At 64.0% G+C, this 20,195-nt stretch carries 17 protein-coding genes; 10 read left to right on the top strand and 7 right to left on the bottom strand.

The genetic code is table 11. The annotated features are described in order from the left end of the window. The first annotated feature begins 36 nt into the window (after positions 1–36). The 4 genes from purF (at position 37) to BGP02_RS15465 (ending at position 5,725) form a co-directional block, all read left to right on the top strand. Positions 37–1,557 carry an amidophosphoribosyltransferase gene (gene purF, locus BGP02_RS15480; protein WP_017234689.1) on the top strand — a complete coding sequence of 507 codons (1,521 nt, stop codon included), beginning with the start codon at positions 37–39 and terminating at the stop codon, positions 1,555–1,557. Positions 1,558–1,782: 225 nt separating this feature from the next. Beyond that, positions 1,783–2,970 carry an O-succinylhomoserine sulfhydrylase gene (locus BGP02_RS15475; protein ID WP_130025622.1) on the top strand — a complete coding sequence of 396 codons (1,188 nt, stop codon included), beginning with the start codon at positions 1,783–1,785 and terminating at the stop codon, positions 2,968–2,970. 14 nt (positions 2,971–2,984) lie between these two features. After that, entirely contained in the window at positions 2,985–4,055 is a 1,071-nt protein-coding gene (hisC, locus tag BGP02_RS15470; protein WP_286798815.1) for a histidinol-phosphate transaminase, read from the top strand. A gap of 236 nt (positions 4,056–4,291) precedes the next feature. Continuing rightward, entirely contained in the window at positions 4,292–5,725 is a 1,434-nt protein-coding gene (locus BGP02_RS15465) for an NAD-dependent succinate-semialdehyde dehydrogenase (RefSeq protein ID WP_026132096.1), read from the top strand. A 66-nt stretch (positions 5,726–5,791) separates the two neighbouring features. On the opposite strand, the gene BGP02_RS15460 is transcribed toward BGP02_RS15465, so the two are convergent. Then, entirely contained in the window at positions 5,792–7,456 is a 1,665-nt protein-coding gene (locus BGP02_RS15460) for a phosphoethanolamine transferase (protein ID WP_261938758.1), read from the bottom strand. Between the two features lie 228 nt (positions 7,457–7,684). Then, positions 7,685–8,461 (bottom strand): helix-turn-helix domain-containing protein, encoded by a 777-nt coding sequence (locus BGP02_RS15455; RefSeq protein WP_286798813.1) that lies wholly within the window; start codon positions 8,459–8,461, stop codon positions 7,685–7,687. Between the two features lie 220 nt (positions 8,462–8,681). On the opposite strand from BGP02_RS15455, the gene gltX reads away from it, so the two are divergent. Next, a complete protein-coding gene (gltX, locus tag BGP02_RS15450) occupies positions 8,682–10,076 on the top strand; it encodes a glutamate--tRNA ligase (RefSeq protein WP_286798840.1) in 1,395 nt (464 codons plus the stop codon). Between the two features lie 131 nt (positions 10,077–10,207). On the opposite strand, the gene BGP02_RS15445 is transcribed toward gltX, so the two are convergent. Next, complete coding sequence (locus BGP02_RS15445) at positions 10,208–11,074, bottom strand: inositol monophosphatase family protein (RefSeq protein WP_017234696.1); 867 nt, start codon at positions 11,072–11,074, stop codon at positions 10,208–10,210. Positions 11,075–11,506: 432 nt separating this feature from the next. Between BGP02_RS15445 and BGP02_RS15440 the strand changes: the two genes are divergently transcribed. Then, positions 11,507–12,325 carry an RNA methyltransferase gene (locus tag BGP02_RS15440; RefSeq protein WP_268567601.1) on the top strand — a complete coding sequence of 273 codons (819 nt, stop codon included), beginning with the start codon at positions 11,507–11,509 and terminating at the stop codon, positions 12,323–12,325. A 147-nt stretch (positions 12,326–12,472) separates the two neighbouring features. Continuing rightward, positions 12,473–13,252, top strand: coding sequence for a serine O-acetyltransferase (gene cysE / locus BGP02_RS15435; RefSeq protein WP_017234698.1), 780 nt, complete (start codon positions 12,473–12,475; stop codon positions 13,250–13,252). Between the two features lie 83 nt (positions 13,253–13,335). On the opposite strand, the gene BGP02_RS15430 is transcribed toward cysE, so the two are convergent. From BGP02_RS15430 to BGP02_RS15415, 4 genes are all read right to left on the bottom strand, one after another. Continuing rightward, positions 13,336–14,154: a UDP-2,3-diacylglucosamine diphosphatase gene (locus tag BGP02_RS15430; protein WP_017234699.1), complete on the bottom strand. Its 819-nt coding sequence runs from the start codon at positions 14,152–14,154 to the stop codon at positions 13,336–13,338. Between the two features lie 64 nt (positions 14,155–14,218). After that, entirely contained in the window at positions 14,219–14,713 is a 495-nt protein-coding gene (locus BGP02_RS15425) for a peptidylprolyl isomerase (RefSeq protein WP_017234700.1), read from the bottom strand. A 44-nt stretch (positions 14,714–14,757) separates the two neighbouring features. Next, positions 14,758–15,336: a peptidylprolyl isomerase gene (locus tag BGP02_RS15420; protein WP_026132098.1), complete on the bottom strand. Its 579-nt coding sequence runs from the start codon at positions 15,334–15,336 to the stop codon at positions 14,758–14,760. A 71-nt stretch (positions 15,337–15,407) separates the two neighbouring features. After that, positions 15,408–16,112 (bottom strand): tetratricopeptide repeat protein, encoded by a 705-nt coding sequence (locus BGP02_RS15415; RefSeq protein WP_261938756.1) that lies wholly within the window; start codon positions 16,110–16,112, stop codon positions 15,408–15,410. 270 nt (positions 16,113–16,382) lie between these two features. On the opposite strand from BGP02_RS15415, the gene cysS reads away from it, so the two are divergent. The 3 genes from cysS (at position 16,383) to BGP02_RS15400 (ending at position 20,152) form a co-directional block, all read left to right on the top strand. Then, positions 16,383–17,786 (top strand): cysteine--tRNA ligase, encoded by a 1,404-nt coding sequence (cysS, locus tag BGP02_RS15410; RefSeq protein ID WP_017234702.1) that lies wholly within the window; start codon positions 16,383–16,385, stop codon positions 17,784–17,786. Positions 17,787–18,140: 354 nt separating this feature from the next. Continuing rightward, on the top strand, positions 18,141–19,028 hold the full coding sequence (locus BGP02_RS15405; RefSeq protein ID WP_286798839.1) for a DNA-3-methyladenine glycosylase family protein: 888 nt from the start codon (positions 18,141–18,143) through the stop codon (positions 19,026–19,028). A gap of 155 nt (positions 19,029–19,183) precedes the next feature. Continuing rightward, complete coding sequence (locus BGP02_RS15400; RefSeq protein WP_017234704.1) at positions 19,184–20,152, top strand: acetyl-CoA carboxylase carboxyltransferase subunit alpha; 969 nt, start codon at positions 19,184–19,186, stop codon at positions 20,150–20,152. Positions 20,153–20,195 lie beyond the last annotated feature (43 nt).

Here is a 20,195-nt window from a genome sequence, read left to right as displayed (position 1 = left end):
GTTGCAGATTTCGATGTTTTTTGAAGGATTCATGCCATGTGTGGCATCGTCGGTGTAGTTTCCAAATCCCCGGTCAACCAGTTCATCTACGATAGTTTGCTGCTGCTGCAGCACCGCGGCCAGGATGCCGCCGGTATCGCGACGACGGATGGCCAGTCCTTCTACATGCACAAGGGCAACGGCATGGTGCGCGACGTGTTCCGCACGCGCAACATGCGCGACTTGCCGGGCAACGTCGGTATTGGCCAGGTGCGCTACCCGACGGCCGGCTCGTCGAGCGCCGCACAAGCCCAGCCGTTCTACGTGAATGCACCCTACGGCATCGTGCTTGCCCACAACGGCAACCTGACGAACTGGGAACAGCTCAAGGACGAGATGTTCCGTGTCGACCGCCGCCACATCAACACCACGTCCGATTCCGAAGTGCTGCTCAACGTGCTCGCGCACGAGCTGCAGGAAAGCTCGCGCAGCGGCCTGAGCGTCGGGTCGCTGTTCGAGGCGGTGGGCAAGGTGCATGGTCGTTTGCGCGGCTCGTACGCCATCGTGTCCATCATCTCCGGTTTCGGTCTGCTCGCCTTCCGCGACCCGCACGGCATTCGGCCCCTTTGCATCGGACGCTTCGATGGCCCGAACGGCACGGAGTGGATGGTGGCGTCGGAGTCCGTGGCGCTTGAGGGCATGGGCTTCGTGTTCGATCGCGACGTCAAGCCGGGCGAGGCGGTCTTCATCAGCAACGACGGTGAGCTGACGTCGCAGTTGTGCGCCGTCGCCGCCTCGTTGCATCCGTGCATTTTCGAACTCGTGTATCTGGCGCGTCCGGATTCCGTGCTCGACGGCGTGCCGGTCTACGATGCGCGCCTGCGCATGGGCGACTACCTCGCCGAGAAGATCCGGCGCGAGATCGACTATCAGGACATCGACGTCGTCATGCCGATTCCGGACTCCAGTCGTCCGGCCGCGATGCAGGTCGCCAAGCGACTGGGCCTGAATTATCGCGAAGGCTTCTTCAAGAACCGCTACGTCGGCCGTACCTTCATCATGCCCGGTCAGGCGATGCGCAAGAAGTCGGTGCGCCAGAAGCTCAACGCCATGCGGGTCGAGTTCAAGGACAAGAACGTGCTGATCGTCGACGATTCGATCGTGCGCGGCACGACCAGTCAGGAAATCGTGCAGATGGCACGTGACGCCGGCGCGCGCAAGGTGATCTTCGCGTCGGCCGCGCCGCCCGTGAAGTTCCCGAACGTGTACGGCATCGACATGCCCACGCGTAGCGAGCTGGTGGCACATGACCGCAGCGATCAGGAAGTGGCGCGCATCATCGGCGCCGACGCCCTGATCTATCAGGACGTCGAAGACATGAAGGCGGCCGTGCGTGACATCAACCCGGCGCTGGCCGACTTCGACGCCTCGTGCTTCGACGGCAACTACATCACCGGTGACGTCACGCCGGAGTATCTGACGCGTCTGGAGCAGCAGCGCAAGGCGCCGAAGGCCCCGGTGGTGGAGTCCGGTGACGGCGACGACAACGAGCCGCGCGGGGCGCAGCTCGGCCTCTGAGCCGACCCTGGCGCAGCGGGCGGCGGGGATTTTCCCTCCCCGTCGGCAACGTGCTACACTCGTTTTCACGTCGATTTGAATTCAGCTTGCGGACGTGGGGGAACTCCCCCGAAACAGCTAAAGCGAGGCCTAGACAGATGGATTTCGAGCCCGTTTTGCTGAACAGCGAAACGGGCTTTTCTTTTTTCGGCCGGCGGGCGGGCCAACCTAATGACGAGACACACGATGGACTCCTTCGACTTCGATACCCTGGCGGTGCGCGCTGGCACGCAGCGCTCCGAATTTGGTGAGCATTCCGAGGCGCTTTACCTGACCTCGAGCTTTGTATTCAAGAGCGCGGCCGAGGCCGCCGAACGCTTCGCGCATTCGGAGGAGGGCTTCACCTACTCGCGCTTTACCAATCCGACCGTGTCGATGTTTCAGGACCGTCTGGCCGCGCTCGAAGGCGGTGAGGCGTGCATGGCGACCGCGTCGGGCATGAGTGCCATCGTCTCGGTCGTGATGTCGGCGCTCTCGGGCGGCGACCACCTCGTCAGTTCGCAAAGCATTTTCGGCTCCACGCTCAACGTCTTCTCCACGATCTTCAATCGCTTCGGTGTCGAGACGACGTTCGTCGACCCGACCGATCTCGACGCCTGGCGTGCCGCGATCCGTCCGAACACGAAGATGTTCTTCCTCGAGACGCCGTCCAACCCGCTCACCGATATTGCCGACATTACCGCCATCGGCCAGATTGCGAAGGAAGCGGGTGCCTTGTTCGTCGTCGACAATTGCTTCTGTACGCCGGCGTTGCAACGGCCCATCGAGTACGGCGCAGACGTCGTCGTGCATTCCGCGACAAAGTTCCTCGACGGTCAGGGCCGCGTGCTGGGCGGGGCGATTGTCGGCACGAAGGAATTCATCATGGGCAAGGTGTTTACGTACGTGCGCAGCGCCGGTCCGACGCTGTCCGCGTTCAACGCCTGGGTGTTGCTCAAGGGCTTGGAGACGCTGTCGCTGCGTGTCGAGAAGCAATCGGAGAACGCGCTGGCGATCGCGCAGTGGCTGGAGCAGCAGCCGCAGGTCGCCCGTGTGTATTACCCGGGACTGCCGTCACACCCGCAATACGAACTCGCGCAGCGCCAGCAGAAGGCAGGCGGCGCGATCGTCGCGTTCGAACTCAAGGGGGCAACCCCGGCCGAGCAGCGTGAGAACGCTTGGCGCGTGATCGACAACACGCGGGTGTGCTCGATCACCGGCAACCTCGGCGATACGCGAACGACGATTACGCATCCCGCGAGCACGACGCACGGTCGCATCACGCCGCAAGCGCGCGCCGCGGCGGGCATCACCGAAGGCCTGATCCGCCTGGCGGTCGGTCTGGAGTCGCCGGCCGACATTCGGGCCGATTTGGCTCGCGGTTTCGTGAGCTGAGCGGAGTGGCCGTCATGAGTCGATTCTGGAGCGCGGGCGTTGCCGATCTGACGCCCTATGTGCCCGGTGAGCAGCCGCAGATGCAGCGTCTCATCAAACTCAATACCAATGAGAACCCGTACGGTCCGTCGCCGCGCGTGCTCGCCGCGATTCGCGAGGCGCTCGGCGGCGATGCGGACGCGCTCAAGCGGTACCCGGACCCCGACGCCCGCCGCTTCAAGCAGGCCATCGCCACGCGGTTCGGCCTGGAAGTGGCCAACGTGCATGTGGGCAATGGGTCCGACGAAGTGCTGTCGAACGTGTTTCAGGGATTGTTGAAGCACGACAAGCCGATTCTGTTTCCGGACATCACCTACAGCTTCTACCCGGTGTACTGCGGGCTGTACGGCGTGGCGTTCGAGAACGTGCCGCTGACGGACACGTTCGAGATTCGCGTCGACGACTACCTCAGGCCCAACGGTGGCATCATCTTCCCGAATCCGAACGCGCCGACAGGTCGCCTGCTGGCCGGTGGCGAGATCGAGCGTTTGCTGGCGGGAAATCCGGATTCGGTGGTCATCATCGACGAGGCCTACATTGACTTCGGCGGCGAGAGCGCAGCGAAATTGATCGCGAAGTATCCGAACCTGCTCGTGGTTCAGACCCTCTCGAAGTCGCGCTCGCTGGCGGGGCTGCGTCTGGGCTTCGCCATCGGGCATCCGGATCTGATCGAAGCGCTCGAGCGCGTCAAGAACAGCTTCAACTCGTACCCGCTCGACCGTCTCGCGCAGGCAGCCGGCGTGGCCGCCCTTGAAGACGAGGCATATTTCGACGCAACGCGTCGGGCGGTAATCGCAAGCCGTGAGGCCCTCGTGACGCGCTTGTCGGCGCTGGGTTTCGAGGTGCTGCCGTCGACGGCGAACTTCGTGTTCGCGCGTCACCCGTTGCACGACGCAGCCCAACTGGCGTCGGCGCTGCGGGAGCGCTCGATCATCGTGCGCCACTTCAAGCAGGCGCGCGTGGCGCAGTTCCTTCGCATCACGGTCGGCACGGAAGCGGAGTGCGTTGCGTTCACGGACGCGTTGAAGGAAATTCTGGCGGGCTGACGAGGCTTGGGACGTCTCGACGTCGCGCAAGACGACGCGGGGGGACGATCATTCCCCCTGAGGGCCGGCAGTGCGGCAACGTGGAACGTTGCCAGCACTGTCGGCCCTTTTGTTTCATGTGATGAGATGTCTCCGGGGGCGCCGGGAAACGCACCGGCCTGAGCGCGCTGGCAGGGCAACAGGAATCCGCCGCCTGCGTTATGCTGTTGGGCGTGTTGCCAACCGGAGACTTCAGCATGTCGCACAACGTAGAGCTTTTCATTAACGGGCAGTGGAAGGGAGGCGCGGAAGGTCTCACGCTGCCGATCGAAAACCCGGCCACTGGCGAAACCATCGGAACTGTCGCGCGAGCGACCCAGCCGGATCTCGACGCCGCCCTCGCGGCGGCGGAAGCGGGCTTTGCCAAGTGGCGCGAAATCGCACCGTTCGAGCGCGCCAAGCTCATGCGCAAGGCCGCCGGTCTGCTGCGCGAGCGCGTCGGCGACATCGCACGTCAGATGACGATGGAGCAGGGCAAGCCGATCGGCGAAGCCAAGGGCGAACTGCTCTCGGCGGCCGACATCATCGAATTCTTCGCGGAAGAGGGCAAGCGCGCCTACGGCCGTCTGGTGCCGGCCCGTGTGCCGAATGTCTACCAGATGGTGATCCCGACGCCGGTCGGTCCGGTGGCGGCATTCACGCCGTGGAACTTCCCGGTCAATCAGGTGGTGCGCAAGGTCTCGGCTGCGCTGGCCGCCGGTTGCTCGGTGATCGTCAAGGCACCGGAAGAAACGCCCGCCTCGCCGGCCGGGCTGATTCGCGCCTTCGCCGACGCCGGACTGCCCGACGGTGTTCTGAACCTGGTGTATGGCGTGCCTGCCGAAATTTCGTCGTATTTGATCCCGCATCCGACGATCCGCAAAGTGTCGTTCACGGGTTCCACGCCGGTGGGCAAGCAACTGGCGGCGATGGCCGGTCTGCACATGAAGCGTGTGACGATGGAACTCGGCGGGCATGCGCCGGTGCTGATTTTCAACGATGCCGATATCGCTGCCGCCGTGCGCAATCTTGCTGCCGGCAAGTTCCGCAACGCCGGTCAGGTGTGTATCGCACCGACTCGTTTCCTCGTGCAGCGCGGCGTGTACGATCAGTTCGTCGACGCCTTCGTGAAGGCCGCCGAAGCGGTGCGCGTGGGTAACGGGCTGGATCCGGAAACGACGATGGGGCCGCTGGTCAATGGCAAGCGTTTCGAGGCGATCAGCGCGATCGTCGACGATGCGGTGGCCCAAGGCGCTCAGCTCAAAACCGGCGGTAAGCGTGCGGCTGAAGGCGGTCACTTCTACGCGCCGACGGTGCTGTGCAACGTGCCGTTGAGCGCGAAGATCATGCACGAAGAGCCGTTCGGCCCCGTCGCGATCGTCAATCCGTTCGATACGGAAGAGGAAGCCATTGCCGAGGCGAACCGTCTGCCGTACGGCCTGGCAGCATATGCGTACACGACGTCGCAGGGCACGGCGCATCGCCTGTCGGCGCGCGTCGAGACCGGTATGCTGACGATCAACCATTCGGGGCTGGCCCTGCCGGAAGTGCCGTTCGGCGGTGTGAAGGACAGCGGCTACGGTTCGGAAGGCGGCCCGGAAGCGCTCGAAGCGTACCTGCAGCCGAAGTTCGTGTCGCGGCTGGAGGCCTGACGCGGGCTGGCCCGGGTTATCTGCGACAAGTCAGCAGATAACGGTCGGGTCGCAAGCCGATGCGAGCTATCGCATCGGCTTTTTTGTTGCCCCGTCGGCCGACGCCATATCCATGGATGCTCGATACGGGCGTGCGTTGATGCTGCGCGCTGCCGGGGCAAACGCGTCGCTCATCACGTCGTGCGACGCATTGTAGTAAGTCGTGTCGATGTCGAGCAGGCCGAGCATGGTGTGGTCGAGCTGATCGGTTTGATAGGGCCGGGATTCCAGCGTTGCGCGCCGCTTCGCATCGATCCTGCCTCGCGTCCAGACGAGCATCGGGATCTCGTAGCCGGAGGCATCGGCGACAGACTGTCCGGTGTGATTGCGGGTGTGACCAACCTCCTGGGCGTGGTCTGAGCTGAACAGCAGGCTGGCGTCGGACGTCGCCGTGGCCGCCATAGTCTTGCGGATCAGACTGGCGACCACGTAATCGTTGTAGGCGATGGCGTTGTCATATTCGTTGCGCAAGCGACGCACCCAGAGCGACCGACCTTGCGTCGCGAGTTGGCGCACGACGGCATCGTCCGTGTTGTCGAAGCGTGCAAAGGCCTCCGGGTAACGCATATCGTAGGTCGGATGCGCGCCGAGCAGATGCACGACGATAAGCTTGCGGGGGGCGTCGCTCGCGAGTGCGGCTTCGACCTCCGGCAACAGGTTGCCGTCGTAATTGTTCTCGCCGCGCCCCAAGCCCTTGTTGATGAAGACCCGCTCGTCGGCGCGATTGGCGACGAGTCCCAGCCAGCCGTCGTTGGGCGCCTGATTCGAGATCCAGTAGGTGCGATATCCCGCTTCCTTGGCGAGCATGACGAGATCGGGCTGATGCGTCCAGGCGTCGGGATCGGCGAGGCTTGCGGGAGTGAGCATCTTGATGAGGGAGGCCATGGTCGCGGGCTCGGACGACACCACGTCACGGAAGACGGTGAGTTCGCGCCGCAATGCGTCGAGCATCGGCGTGGTGTTGCGCGCATAGCCGTAGAGCGACATGTTGTTGCGGTTCAGGCTCTCGCCGATCACCCACACAACGGTCTTGCGCGCGGGCCCCCGATACTGCACGCGCCAGTCGTTGCGCTGGGCCATGTTGCGGTCGAGTTCGCGTTGAAGCGTGTCGGCATGCGCGAGTTGTCGCTGGTAGTCGAGATAGCGGATCGGCCAGTAGAGCAGCGGGTTTTCCTTGGCCATCGTCGGATTCAGATGCAGCGCGAAAAAGCCCAGGAGCAGGCTGGTCACGGCGATTTGGCTGCGGCGCCGCATTGGCGGTAGAGCGTTCGCGGCCTCCGCCCGCGACAGGCGGCGCTCGAGCACGACGACCGCCGACATCAGCACGGCGAAGACCCCGCTTGCCTCGGCGAGGTCGCGCCAGTGGTGGCGGAAGAACTCGCTGGCTTCCGAAGGGTTCGTGTTGAACACCGCTTGCAGGACCAGCAGATGGTTCGGGCGCAGACCGAAGTAGTCGCGCAGAAACCCTTTGGTGGCTGCGTCGAGAAAGAAGACGGCAACGATGCCCAGCGTTGTCGCGCTCAGCCATGCCGGGCGCGTGCGCAGCATCAGGCACAAGCCCGTAAGCCCGGGTAGGGCGGTTGCCATGAGCGCCGCGCTCTTGCCGTACTCTTTGGCGCTGAGCATGCCGAACGCCCAGAACAGGGCCAGGCCGCCCAGTCCGATGAGCAGGCGGTAGAGAAGTGGTTTCAAGGTGCGTGTCTCCCAATGCGTCGCGCACGTCGTTGCGTGCCTGTCGATGGCCGCTTGTCCGGTGCCGGGCCAGTTCCGGTTGGCATGCGGCGTGGCGTCTGGCACCGGTCAGCGCCGCAATTCGACCAGAAATTGGGAGATTGGTGTCGTGGATGCGAATATTTTTGGGCGAATTCTATTCGTTATTCGGCGCATTCCGACCAATGTGCCTGCAGCCGAGCGATCGACTTAGCCTGAAGCGCCGCGGGCGAGGCGCTGGCGCCGCCACGCGGCGGGGGGCTGGCCGTAGTGCTGGCGAAACGCGTGGGACAGGGCGCTTTGGTCGTTGAAGCCGACCTCCAGGGCGATGTCGGCGAGCGTTGCGTCACCGGTGCTCAGCAATGTGGCCGCACGTGCGAGCCGCAGGCGCATCAGATGCTGGTGAGGCGTCTCGCCGGTGATCGCGACAAAGGCATCGTGAAAATGACGCACGCTCATGCCGGCTTCCCGTGCCAGCGTTCCCGTACCTGGTGGCGTTGCCAGCGCAGTGCGCAGTCGGGCGTCGATGCACGCCAGGTCCAGCCGAACGGAGCGCTGTGCGGGGCGAGACGACGCCAGCCGCGCCGTGAGGGCGCCCAGCCAAGCACGCACGACAGGGTCGTTCGCGCTCAGGGGACACTCGCCGTCCATGCGCGCGCTCACGCGCCGGGCCATTGCCAGCAGGTTCGCGTCGAGCGTGAAAAAAGCCTCGTGCGCAAACGCGCGCTGCGAGCCTGTCGCCGTCGCCAGACGCGACGGCACATCCAGCACGACTTGTCGGTTGGGGCCGTCGCCCCGGTACTCATGCCGCACGCCGGCTGGAATCACCACGCCGTTGCGCGTGCCCACACGCCCGTATTGCGTTGCATTGCCGTCCAGCGACATCGACATGCGCCCGGACAGTCCGATCACGACCTGATGAAAGTCATGCGTGTCGGTGCGATCGGTCGGGCAGTATTCGCGGAGCGCGAGGATCGGGATGGACATGGCAGGAGAAGAAGAATACGACCGTGATCGAATGGCGAAGTATCCGACGTTATCACCGATCGACGAAGTAAGGCGCACAAGGGGGGGCGACCTCACGTTCTCGGTGAGTGCGCGCACGTGGCTGATATAATGCCAGCTTCCGAATGTTGGCGACCCGCCTGCGCGAGACCCTCCGCCGCGGGCGTTTTTGTTTGTCGCCGACGCGATGCACCCACGCCAAATCATGACCACTGTCCGCACCCGCTTTGCGCCTAGCCCGACCGGTTTCATCCATCTGGGCAACATCCGTTCCGCTCTTTATCCGTGGGCCTTCGCGCGTCACAATCACGGCGCGTTCGTGTTGCGCATTGAAGACACCGATCTCGAGCGTTCGACCCCGGAAGCCGTGCAGGTCATTCTCGAAGGCATGGAATGGCTCGGCCTCGATTACGACGAAGGTCCGTTCTACCAGATGCAGCGCATGGATCGCTATCGCGAAGTGCTCGAGCAACTGAAGGCCGCCGGTCACGTCTATCCGTGCTACATGAGCATGGAAGCCCTCGACGAGCTGCGCGAGCAGCAGCGCGAGCGCGGTGAGAAGCCGCGTTACGACGGTCGCTGGCGTCCGGAGCCGGGCAAGGTGCTGCCCGAGCCGCCGGCCGGTGTGCAGCCGGTGTTGCGCTTCAAGAACCCGCTCGCCGGCAGCGTGGTGTGGGAAGACGCCGTCAAGGGTCGCATCGAAATCTCGAATGACGAGCTCGACGACCTTGTGATCGCGCGTCCGGACGGCACGCCGACCTACAACTTCTGTGTGGTTGTCGATGACATCGACATGGACATCACGCACGTGATTCGTGGCGACGACCATGTGAACAACACGCCGCGTCAGATCAACATCTTCGAAGCACTCGGCAAGCAGCCGCCGATCTACGCCCATCTGCCCACGGTGCTTAACGACCAGGGCGAAAAGATGTCCAAGCGCAACGGCGCCATGAGCGTGGTGCAGTATCGCGAGGAAGGGTTCCTGCCCGAGGCGGTGGTGAACTATCTGGCACGGCTGGGCTGGGCGCACGGCGATGCCGAAGTGTTCTCGCGCGAGCAGTTCGTGACGTGGTTCGACCTCGATCATCTGGGCAAGTCGCCGGCACAGCACAATCCCGAAAAGCTGCTGTGGATGAACAACCAGTACCTCAAGCAGGCGGATAACGAGCGCCTGGCCGGGTTGACCGAGCCGTTCCTGCAGAAGGCGGGCGTGTCGATCGAAGGCGGTCCGTCGCTCGCAGGTGTGGTCGGGCTGTTCAAGGACCGGGCGAACACGATCAAGGACATCGCGGCGAGCGCCGAAATGTTCTATCGCAAGCCGGCACCTTCGGACGACGATCTGGCCCAGCACATGACGGATACCGCGCGCGCGGCCGTGAAGGATCTTGGCGTGGCGCTGGCGGCGTTGCCCGAGTGGACGAAGGCGGCCATCTCGCCGGCATTCAAGGCCACGCTCGCCCAGCATGGCATGAAGATGCCGCAGCTCGCGATGCCGGTGCGTCTGCTCGTGGTTGGCACGACGCACACGCCGGCCATCGACGCCGTGCTCGAACTGCTTGGCCGCGATACGGTGCTGGCGCGTCTGGGCGCCTGAGGCACACAGCGTGTGAGCGCTTTCCGGGCCGCCAGCGGCGGCACCGGAAACACAAAACCCCGGGATGCGCGAGCATCGCCGGGGTTTTTTGCGAGGGGGGCGCCATCACATCCAGCGCCCCTGCGCACGCCTTACGACGGCAGGTTGCCTTCCGAGGCAACCGCGCTGGCGGCGCTGGCCCTGGCCGGCGACACCGGACGCTTGGCGCGCGAATAGCCTTCGAGCAGCTTGACCATCTGCGCGTAGATCTTCGGGTTGCCCGCGAGGACTTCGCCTTCGAACAGGAAGTCCGATTCGCCGGTGTAGTTGCCGACCAGACCGCCGGCTTCGGTAATCAGCAGGCTGCCGGCCGCCATGTCCCACGCGTTCAGTCCCTGCTCGAAGAAGCCGTCCATGCGGCCGGCCGCGACGTTGGCCAGATCGAGTGCCGCCGCGCCCGGACGGCGGATGCCCGCGCAATGCTCGGTCATCGTGCCGAACATCTTCAGATAGTTCTCAACGCCTTGCAGGTCGCGGAACGGGAAGCCGGTGCCGATCAGGCCATCGGCCAGACGATCGCGGCGCGACACGCGAATGCGCTTGCCGTCGAGAAAGGCGCCACGGCCACGCGATGCGGTAAACAGTTCGTTGCGGGTCGGATCGTAGATCACGGCTTGCGAGACGATACCCTTGTGGGCGAGCGCGACCGACGTGCAGTAGTATTGCAGGCCGTGAATGAAGTTGGTGGTGCCGTCGAGCGGATCGATGATCCACTGGTATTCGGAACCCGACTTGCCATGTTCCTCACCCGATTCTTCGGCGAGGATGGCGTGGTCCGGATAGGCTTGCAGAAGGGTTTCGATGATCGCTTGCTCAGCCGCTTTGTCCACTTCCGTCACGAAGTCGTTGTGCTGCTTTTTGGTGACCTTGACAGTGTCGATGTCGAGAGAGGCGCGGCTGATGATGTTGCCGGCGCGGCGCGCGGCCTTCACCGCGATATTGAGCATGGGATGCTGCATGACAGATTCCTGTTAAGGCCATTGCCGTCGGTACGCGCGACCCCCTCTGGGCCGGCCGTCAGGCATGGCAGACAAAGCGAACAAATTGAGCAAGAGCGATGCCCCGCAAGCGCCGCGCACCGGGTGGCGGCTCGTTTGCAAGGACGAAAACGCGCATTTTAGCAAAAACGCGGCGCTTGCGCTGAGACGTCTTCGGGTTTCGCGCCCGCTTCTGACCCTTTTTCGGGGTTCGGCGGTTTCATGGCAGTACCGGCGAGGTCCGGCGATCGGGGCCATCATGACCGCCCGCAGCGTTCGCGATTCAGGGCAAAATAGCAACGTTTGCCGTTGAACGGCCGGCCGAGCCGAACGACAAGCGTGGACCGGTTCCGATCCCGGTGACGGCGCGTCGTGTTTTCGCATGCCTCTGTTTCCACTCCTCATCACTGCCTCATGTCACAGTCTGCTGTTGCCCATCCCGCGTCGTCGTTGTTCGATCAAGTGCGTTTCGTGCTCAACGAGACGAGCCATCCCGGCAACGTCGGGTCGGCCGCCCGTGCAATCAAGACGATGGGGTTTGGCCGGTTGGTCCTGGCCGCACCGCGCGCGGGGGCCGACGTGCTGCGCGATCCGGAAGCCGTGGCGCTCGCGAGCGGCGCCGACGACGTGCTGGCAAATGCGTGGGTCGTGCCCGATCTCGATTCGGCCTTGCAGGGCGTGAGCTGGGCCGTCGCCTTGTCGGCGCGTTCGCGTGAATACGGGCCGCCCAATGCCGAGCCGCGCGAGAGCGCCGCAATCGCAGTGCAGCACGCGGGGCAGGGCGAGGCGGTGGCGTTCGTGTTCGGTAGTGAGCGCACGGGTTTGTCGAATGACGATGTCGAGCGCTGCAATGCGCTTGTCCATATCCCCGCCAACCCGGTGTACAGCTCGCTCAATCTCTCGCAGGCGGTGCAACTCATCGCTTACGAAGTGCGCATGGGCTGTCTGGCGCGCGAGCGCGGCGAAGGATCGCATGCCGCGACGGTGGCCGTGTTGCCCTCGGAACTCGATGCCACCGCGCATGCGTCGCTGGCGACACGCGATGACGTCGAAGGCATGCTTGTGCATCTGGAGCGTGCGCTCGTCGAACTCGATTTTCTCGACCCCGAGAATCCGAAGAAGCTCATGACGCGCCTGCGCAGACTTTTCGCAAAGAGCCATCTGGAGCGTGAGGAGGTGAACATCCTGCGCGGCATCGCGAAGCACATTCTGGAGCGCAAGCACCGGCGGTGACCCGCCACCGCTCGCCGCGCTTTTTGCACCCACCGTACCCAGTGTGCCCGCCGTGCGCGACCTTCACGAAGGGCGCGGGCCCCGGTAACGCCGCGATGATCCGCGCCGGAACGGCCGGACACCCACCACAGGATCGAATTCAGACTCATGTTCACCCGTCTTCGCGAAGATATCGCCGCCATTCGACAGAAAGACCCGGCTGCCCGCAGCAACTGGGAAGTTTTCACGTGCTACCCGGGCCTGCATGCCGTGATGCTGCATCGCGTTGCCCACGGATGCTGGACCTCCGGCTTCAAATGGCTTGGCCGCTACGTGTCGCAATATGCGCGCTTCCTCACCGGCATCGAAATTCACCCGGGGGCGACGCTTGGCCGCCGCGTCTTCATCGATCACGGCATGGGCGTGGTGATTGGCGAGACGGCTGTCATTGGCGATGACTGCACGATTTACCAGGGCGTCACTCTCGGCGGCACGTCGCTTGCGCGCGGCGCGAAGCGCCACCCGACGCTGGCACCCGGCGTGATCGTGGGCGCGGGCGCCAAAGTGCTCGGCGGTTTCACCGTGGGCGAGGGCGCGAAGATCGGCTCGAACGCGGTGGTGGTGAAGGCGGTGCCCGCCGGCGGCACGGCGGTGGGCAATCCCGCGCGCATCATTCGCCCCGACGCGCCTCGCGAGGACACGCAAGCCAAGCCGAACGACCACGAGCGCAAGCCGGAATTCTCCGCTTATGGCATTACGCCGAACGCCGACGATCCCGTCTCGCTTGCCATTCACGGACTGATCGAGAACGCGACCGATCAGGCGCACAAGATCGATGTGATGGTGGCGGCGCTCAACCAGCTTGGCGCGCATCTCGAAGCGTTGGGCGCGAGCAAGATCGATACCGCGGAGCTGCGCAAGCTGGGCAAGGAAATCCAGGACATGTAACGCGCCATGGCGCGAGGTCGCGCTTGTGCTTGCGAAAACGGCCCGTCATCCGCACGGGCCGCCTTGCTTTGGGGGGCAACGCCTTAGCGGTTGCCGGGGGCGGAGTCCGCAAGATCGATCGCCCGTAAGCCGTGGCTGTCCCATTGCAGATAGCCGCCACGCGGCGTCGCCACATCGAACTCCCAGTCGGGCAACACCCAGCGCACGCGGCGGCCGTCGGCATGGCGTGCCGGACGATGCGTATGCCCATGCACAAGCGTGCGCTCACCGGCGGCGTCGAGCAGGGCGGCGATGGCTTGCGCGTTGGCATCGGCGTAGGCCATGCGATGCGCACCCTTGGCGGCACTGCGCCGCCGGATGCGATTCGCGATGGCCATGCGCAAGCGCAGCGGCAGCGTCAGGAAGAGCGCCTTGCCGAGCGGCGAATGGGCGACGCGTCGAAAGCGCTGATAGCCCACGTCGTCGGTGCACAACTGATCGCCGTGACTGAGTACCAGCGCCTGCCCGAGAAACGAGAACACGCACGGATCGTCGAGCAGGATCGCACCGGCCGCGCGTGCGAAGCGCTTGCCGAGGAGGAAGTCCCGATTGCCGCGCATCACGGCAATCGGCACGCCGCTCGCGGACAGTTCCGCCATGGCGGCCGTCATGCGACGTGCGAACGCGCCGAGGGGTTCGGGGGGGCGCGTGGAGGCTTCGGTGCGGGTGTCGGTCAGCGTGGCGACGTCGAGCATGTCGTCGCCGATCCAGTATTCGAACAGGTCGCCGAGAATGAACAGGACGGACGCTTCACGCGCGGGGCCGCGCAGGAAGTCCTCGAAGACTTGCACCGTGCGCGGCAGCGCCGGCGAGAGGTGAAGATCGGAAATGAAAAGCGCGGGCCCGTCGCCCCGTGGTGTCACAGGGCATGGCGAGCACCGCGCAGTCGATGCTGGCATCGAGAGGCTGCGTTGGCGGTGGACGCGCTTACGCGACGATCACGGCCTTCTCGATGACGACGTCGTCCACCGGCACGTCCTGGTGGAAGCCCTTCGAGCCGGTCTTCACGCCCTTGATCTGATCGACGATGTCCTGGCCTTCGACGACCTTGCCGAACACGGCGTAGCCCCAGCCTTGCGGCGTCGGTGCGCTGTGGTTCAGAAAGTCGTTATCGCTGACGTTGATGAAGAACTGCGCCGTGGCCGAATGCGGATCGTTCGTGCGGGCCATGGCCAGCGTGTACTTGACATTCTTCAGGCCGTTGTTGGCTTCGTTCTCGATCGGCGCCTCGGTGGGCTTTTGCTTCATGCCCGGCTCGAAGCCGCCGCCCTGGATCATGAAGCCATTGATCACGCGGTGGAACACCGTGTTGTCATAGAAGCCGTTCTTGACGTAGTTCAGGAAGTTCTCGACCGACTTCGGCGCCTTGTCGGCGTCGAGTTCGATGCGAATGACGCCGTGATTCGTGTGCAGTTCAACCATGATGCTTTCCTTCAGATGAAATGGTCCCGTTGGGCCGGAGAATGTCAGCGCTTGACGACGCTGGCCGATTCGATCACGACGGGCGTGGCCGGCACGTCTTGGTACATGCCCTTGCGGGTCGTGGCAACGCCCTTGATTTTCTCGACGGTATCCATGCCGGATACCACCTTGCCGAAGACCGCGTAGCCGTAGCCGTCCGGGTTGGGGTAGTCCAGTGACGCATTATCCTTCACATTGATGAAGAATTGCGCGGTCGCGGAGTTCGGGTTCGACGTCCGGGCCATCGCGATGGCGCCGGTCACGTTCTTCAGGCCGTTCTGCGATTCGATGGGGATCGGCGCGCGAGTGGGCTTTTCATTCATCTCCGGCGTGAAACCGCCGCCCTGGATCATGAAGTTGCCAATCACGCGATGGAAGATCGTGCCGTTATAGAAACCGCTGTTGACGTACTGAAGGAAGTTCTCGACCGTTTTCGGCGCGGCCTTCGGGTTGAGTTCGACGACGAAGTTGCCGGCCGACGTTTTGAACAACACTTGCGGCTGGACGTCCTGCGCGAACGCACTCAGGCTCGTCCCCGACAGGGCGGCCGCAGCGAGTGCGCCGCCGAGCAGCGCGCGACGCAGGCGATTCGGAAAATTCATGCATGTCTCCGTAGGCAATGAGGGATCGATTCTTGGGACGACGGGGGCGGGGTTTAGTTGCCCGACTTGCCGACGCTCTTGAGCGCGGCGTCGTCGCCAGACTTGGGCGCTGACGGGGTCTGGCTCACGGGCGCGGCGCGCTGCGGGGCGAGCATGTTGGACAGGATTTTTTCGCGGTTCGACACGCGCGCGGTCGGTGCGAGCTTGAGCGATTTCTGATACGCCTGCTGCGCGAGCTTGGCGTAGATGTCGCCGAGATTCGCATACGCCACGGCGAAACTCGGGTTGTTGCGAATCGCGCTCTCGAGGGCCGCGCGTGCCTTGTCGTACTCACCGACCTGCGCGTAGAGCGCCGCGAGGTTGTTGAACGGCTCGGGCAGTTCCGGGAAGTCTTGCGTGAGCGCGGTGAAGGCGTCGATGGCTTCGGCGTTGCGGCCCATTTCCATGAGCACGCGCCCGCGTGTGAAGCGCACCTGCGCGTCGCGCGGATATTGCTTGAGGTGTTCGTCGGCTTTCGCGAGCGCGTCGTTGAACTTGCCTGCGGCGACCAGTTTGTCGATGGCCGACTCGCTGGCCTGCTGCGGTGTTTGCAGCGGTGCGGGCGGCGGCGGATCGATGATGGCCTGTGCCCCGGCGGGGAGCGAGAACAACGTGCCCGCGAGGCCGAGGGTAACGCCGGCAAGCGCCAGCGCGCGGGCGCTGCGAGCGGCAGCAGCGACCGGGCGGTGTGCGCGGAGCAGGCGCGTTGCGGGAGACAAAAGTGACCGGCTTCGTTGCGTCATAGTGGGTGCTTGGGATACCTGAGAGGTGCGCAAGAGATGCTATACTCGGCCGCATTCTAACAAAACACCTGCGCCCGGCCCGCGCCATTTATTGTTATGGCGGTGGATACGGTTCGCAGGTTCGTTTTTTCTACCGCACGGCGCGCAGCCCGCCTCGCGATGTCGCCCCCGTCACGTCGTGTGTGATGGCGCCGGAGACATCGTCGCAGCGCCCGGCGCTGGTGCCGCCCGGTCAAGCGCTTATCTATGGATTCACTGCGTGTCTACAACTCGCTCGCGCGAGACAAACAGCCGTTCGTATCTCTCGTTCCCGGCGAAGTCCGCATGTATGTTTGCGGGATGACGGTGTACGACTACTGTCACATCGGCCATGCGCGCGTCATGGTGGTGTTCGATATGGTGCAACGTTGGCTGCGAACGCTCGGCTACCGCGTGACCTACGTGCGCAACATTACCGATATCGACGACAAGATCATCAAGCGTGCTGTCGAGAACGGTGAAACGATGCGCGAATTGACGACGCGCTTCATTGCCGCCATGCACGAAGATGCCGATGCGCTTGGTGTGCAGCGTCCCGATCACGAGCCGCGTGCCACCGACTTCATTCCACAGATGGTCGACATGATCGGCACGCTGCAACGCAACGGTTACGCCTATCAGGCCGACGACGGCGACGTGAATTATGCTGTGCGCAAGTTCGCCAGCTACGGACAACTCTCGGGCAAGTCCATCGAAGATCTGCGCGCTGGCGAGCGGGTTGCCGCCAATGCCGCGAAGCAGGATCCGCTCGATTTCGTGCTGTGGAAGCGCGCTAAGGAGACCGAGCCCGACGAGTCGAAGTGGGCCTCGCCGTGGGGCGCGGGCCGTCCGGGCTGGCACATCGAGTGCTCGGCGATGAGCTGCCAGTTGCTCGGCAATCACTTCGACCTTCACGGCGGCGGGGCGGATCTGCAGTTCCCGCACCACGAGAACGAAATCGCCCAGAGCGAGGGCGCGACGGGCGAAACGTTCGTGAACTACTGGATGCACAACGGTTTCGTGCGTGTGGACAACGAGAAGATGTCCAAGTCGCTTGGCAACTTCTTCACGATTCGCGAAGTGCTCGCGAAGTTCGACGCGGAAGTCGTGCGCTTTTTCATTCTGCGCGCGCAATACCGCAGCCCGCTCAATTACAGCGATGCGCATCTCGACGACGCGCGTGGCGGTCTGACGCGACTGTATACAGCGCTTAAGGATGCGACGGGCGACGGCGCGCCACTCGACTGGAACGAGCCGTTCGCGCAGCGTTTCGCCGCGGCGATGAACGACGACTTCAATACGGCCGTGGCGATCGCCGTGCTGTTCGATCTCGCTGGAGAAATCAACAAGCAGCGCGATCCGGTGCTCGTGCGTCAGTTGCAGGGGCTCGCCGCTACGCTTGGCCTGCTTGGCCGCGATCCGCAATCGTTCCTGCAAGGGGCGGCGGGGAGCGACTCGGCCGGCGACGACGACGCCTTGCGCACGTCGGTCGAGGCGCGCATCGAAGCCCGTGCACAAGCCAAGCGCGAACGCAATTTCGCCGAGGCCGATCGTATTCGCGCCGAACTGCTGGCCGAAGGGATCGTGCTGGAAGACCGTCCCGGAGGCGCCACCGAATGGCGTCGTGCCTGAGCGCGACGCATCGAGGCAAATTTCATGGTGACTCGTAACTCCGTGGCCGCTAAGGTGGCGATCAAAACTGCCGCAGCGAAGGGCGCGAAGGGGGCCGTGAAGGCCACCAGATCGGTCGCGCCGACCGACGATGGCGAACGCCGTGCGCCGGTCAAGGTAGCCGGCAAGCGCGCGACGACGAACGTCAAGTCGGGTCGCAAGACCGCGACGGGTAACACGACGGCGAAGGCGACGCAGGCCGGCGCCGCCCGCAAGGCCGCGCCGCCGCCGGCGCAAAAAACCGCGAAGCAGGTTGCGCAAAAGGTCGCCAGAAAAGTCGCAGAGAAGGGCGTAGAAAAGCGCGTACAAAAGCGCGTGCAAAAAAGCGCGGAAAAGGCTGCAAGGCCGGTCACCGACAAGGTCGCAAAAAAGGCCGCACCGAAGGCAGGAACGAAGGCAGGAACGAAGGTCGCGCGCAAGGCGCCGGTGAAGTCCGTGCCGTCGACGCCCGACGACGCGCGCCGGGTCATCGCCAAGCGCGATGGCGAGACGCGCATCGTGACGCCCGAGATCGAGCGCATCGACCACGACATCGTCGAGCAGGTCGTGACAGGCGTGGTGCCGCTACCGGTCGCGGCGGGGGCGACGCGCCCGCTCTACTGGGATCAGGCCTGCGCCGATCTCATGAAGCGCGACCGTATTCTCAAGAAGTTGATCCCTCAATTTGGTCCGGCCCATCTGACCGGGCGCGGCGAGCCGTTCGTTACGCTGGCGCGCTCGATCGTCGGTCAGCAGATTTCGGTGAAGGCCGCGCAGGCCGTGTGGGATCGCGTGCAGGCCACCTGTCCGAAGCTCACGCCAGCGCAGTTCATCAAGGTAGGGCACGATGCGCTCGCCGGTTGCGGGCTGTCGCGCCGCAAGGCCGAGTACATTCTCGACCTGGCAACGCACTTCAAATCCGGCGCGCTACACGTCGACGCCTGGGCCAGCATGGACGACGAGGCGGTCATTGCGGAGTTGACCGGCATTCGCGGCATCGGTCGCTGGACCGCCGAAATGTTCCTGATGTTCAACCTGTTGCGCCCCGACGTCCTGCCGCTCGACGATGTCGGGCTGATCAACGCCATCAGCGTCAATTATTTCAGCGGGGAGCCCGTCACACGCAGCGAAGCGCGTGAAGTGGCCGCCAATTGGGAGCCGTGGCGCTCCGTCGCCACCTGGTATATGTGGAGAAGCCTCGAACCGGTGCCCGTCGAATACTGAAAGTTCAGTCAAAGACGTATAATCCGCGTCCATCCCATCGCATCCAGTCATTATTGACGTCTATTATGGATTGAGTGGCAATGAAAGTTGTCTATCTCGACCGGGTAGACGTTGCCGGCGGTACAATACGCTGCCGCATTTCCGGGGGAAGCCTGATGAAGAACACCTTTTTGGATTTTGAACAGCCCATCGCCGAACTCGAAGCGAAGATTGAAGAGCTGCGCTTCGTGCAAGACGATTCAGCCGTCGACATTTCCGAAGAGATCGAGCGCCTCTCGAAGAAGAGCCAGCAGCTCACCAAGGACATCTATACGAACCTGTCGCCGTGGCAGGTTTCGCAAATTTCGCGTCATCCGCAGCGGCCCTACACGCTCGACTACGTTCGCGACATCTTTACCGATTTCCATGAATTGCATGGCGATCGCTCGTTCTCGGACGATCTGGCCATCGTGGGGGGCATGGCGCGTTTCAACGGCCAGGCCTGCATGGTGATCGGTCATCAGAAGGGGCGCGACACGAAGGAGCGTGCGCTGCGCAACTTCGGCATGCCGCGTCCCGAGGGCTATCGCAAGGCCATGCGCCTGATGAAGCTCGCCGAGAAGTTCGGTCTGCCGATCTTCACGTTCGTCGACACGCCGGGCGCCTACCCGGGCATCGACGCCGAAGAGCGCGGCCAGTCCGAAGCCATCGGTCACAACCTGTTCGTCATGGCCGAACTCAAGACGCCGATCATCACCACGATCATCGGTGAGGGCGGCTCGGGCGGCGCACTCGCCGTGGCGGTTGCCGACACGGTCATGATGCTGCAGTTCTCGACGTATTCGGTGATTTCGCCGGAAGGTTGCGCGTCGATCCTGTGGAAGAGCGCGGCCAAGGCGCCCGAGGCGGCCGAGGCGCTGGGTCTGACGGCGCACCGCCTCAAGGCGCTGGGCCTGATCGACAAGATCATCAACGAACCGCTGGGCGGCGCGCATCGCGACCCGCTCGGTATGGCCGGCATGCTCAAGCGTGCGCTGGCCGATTCGCTGCGCCAGTTCCAGGGCAACAGCCACAAGGAACTGCTCGAGCGCCGCTTCGAGCGCCTGATGAGCTATGGCAAGTACAAGGAAGCGGTCGCGAAGTAACGCGCCTGCCAGGGCGTCGTCGCCCGTGGTGGCGATGACACCT

The organism is Pandoraea sp. 64-18, from assembly GCF_001899225.1.
Classification (GTDB): Bacteria; Pseudomonadota; Gammaproteobacteria; order Burkholderiales; family Burkholderiaceae; genus Pandoraea; species Pandoraea cepalis.
This window is presented reverse-complemented; position numbering and strand designations above follow the sequence as displayed.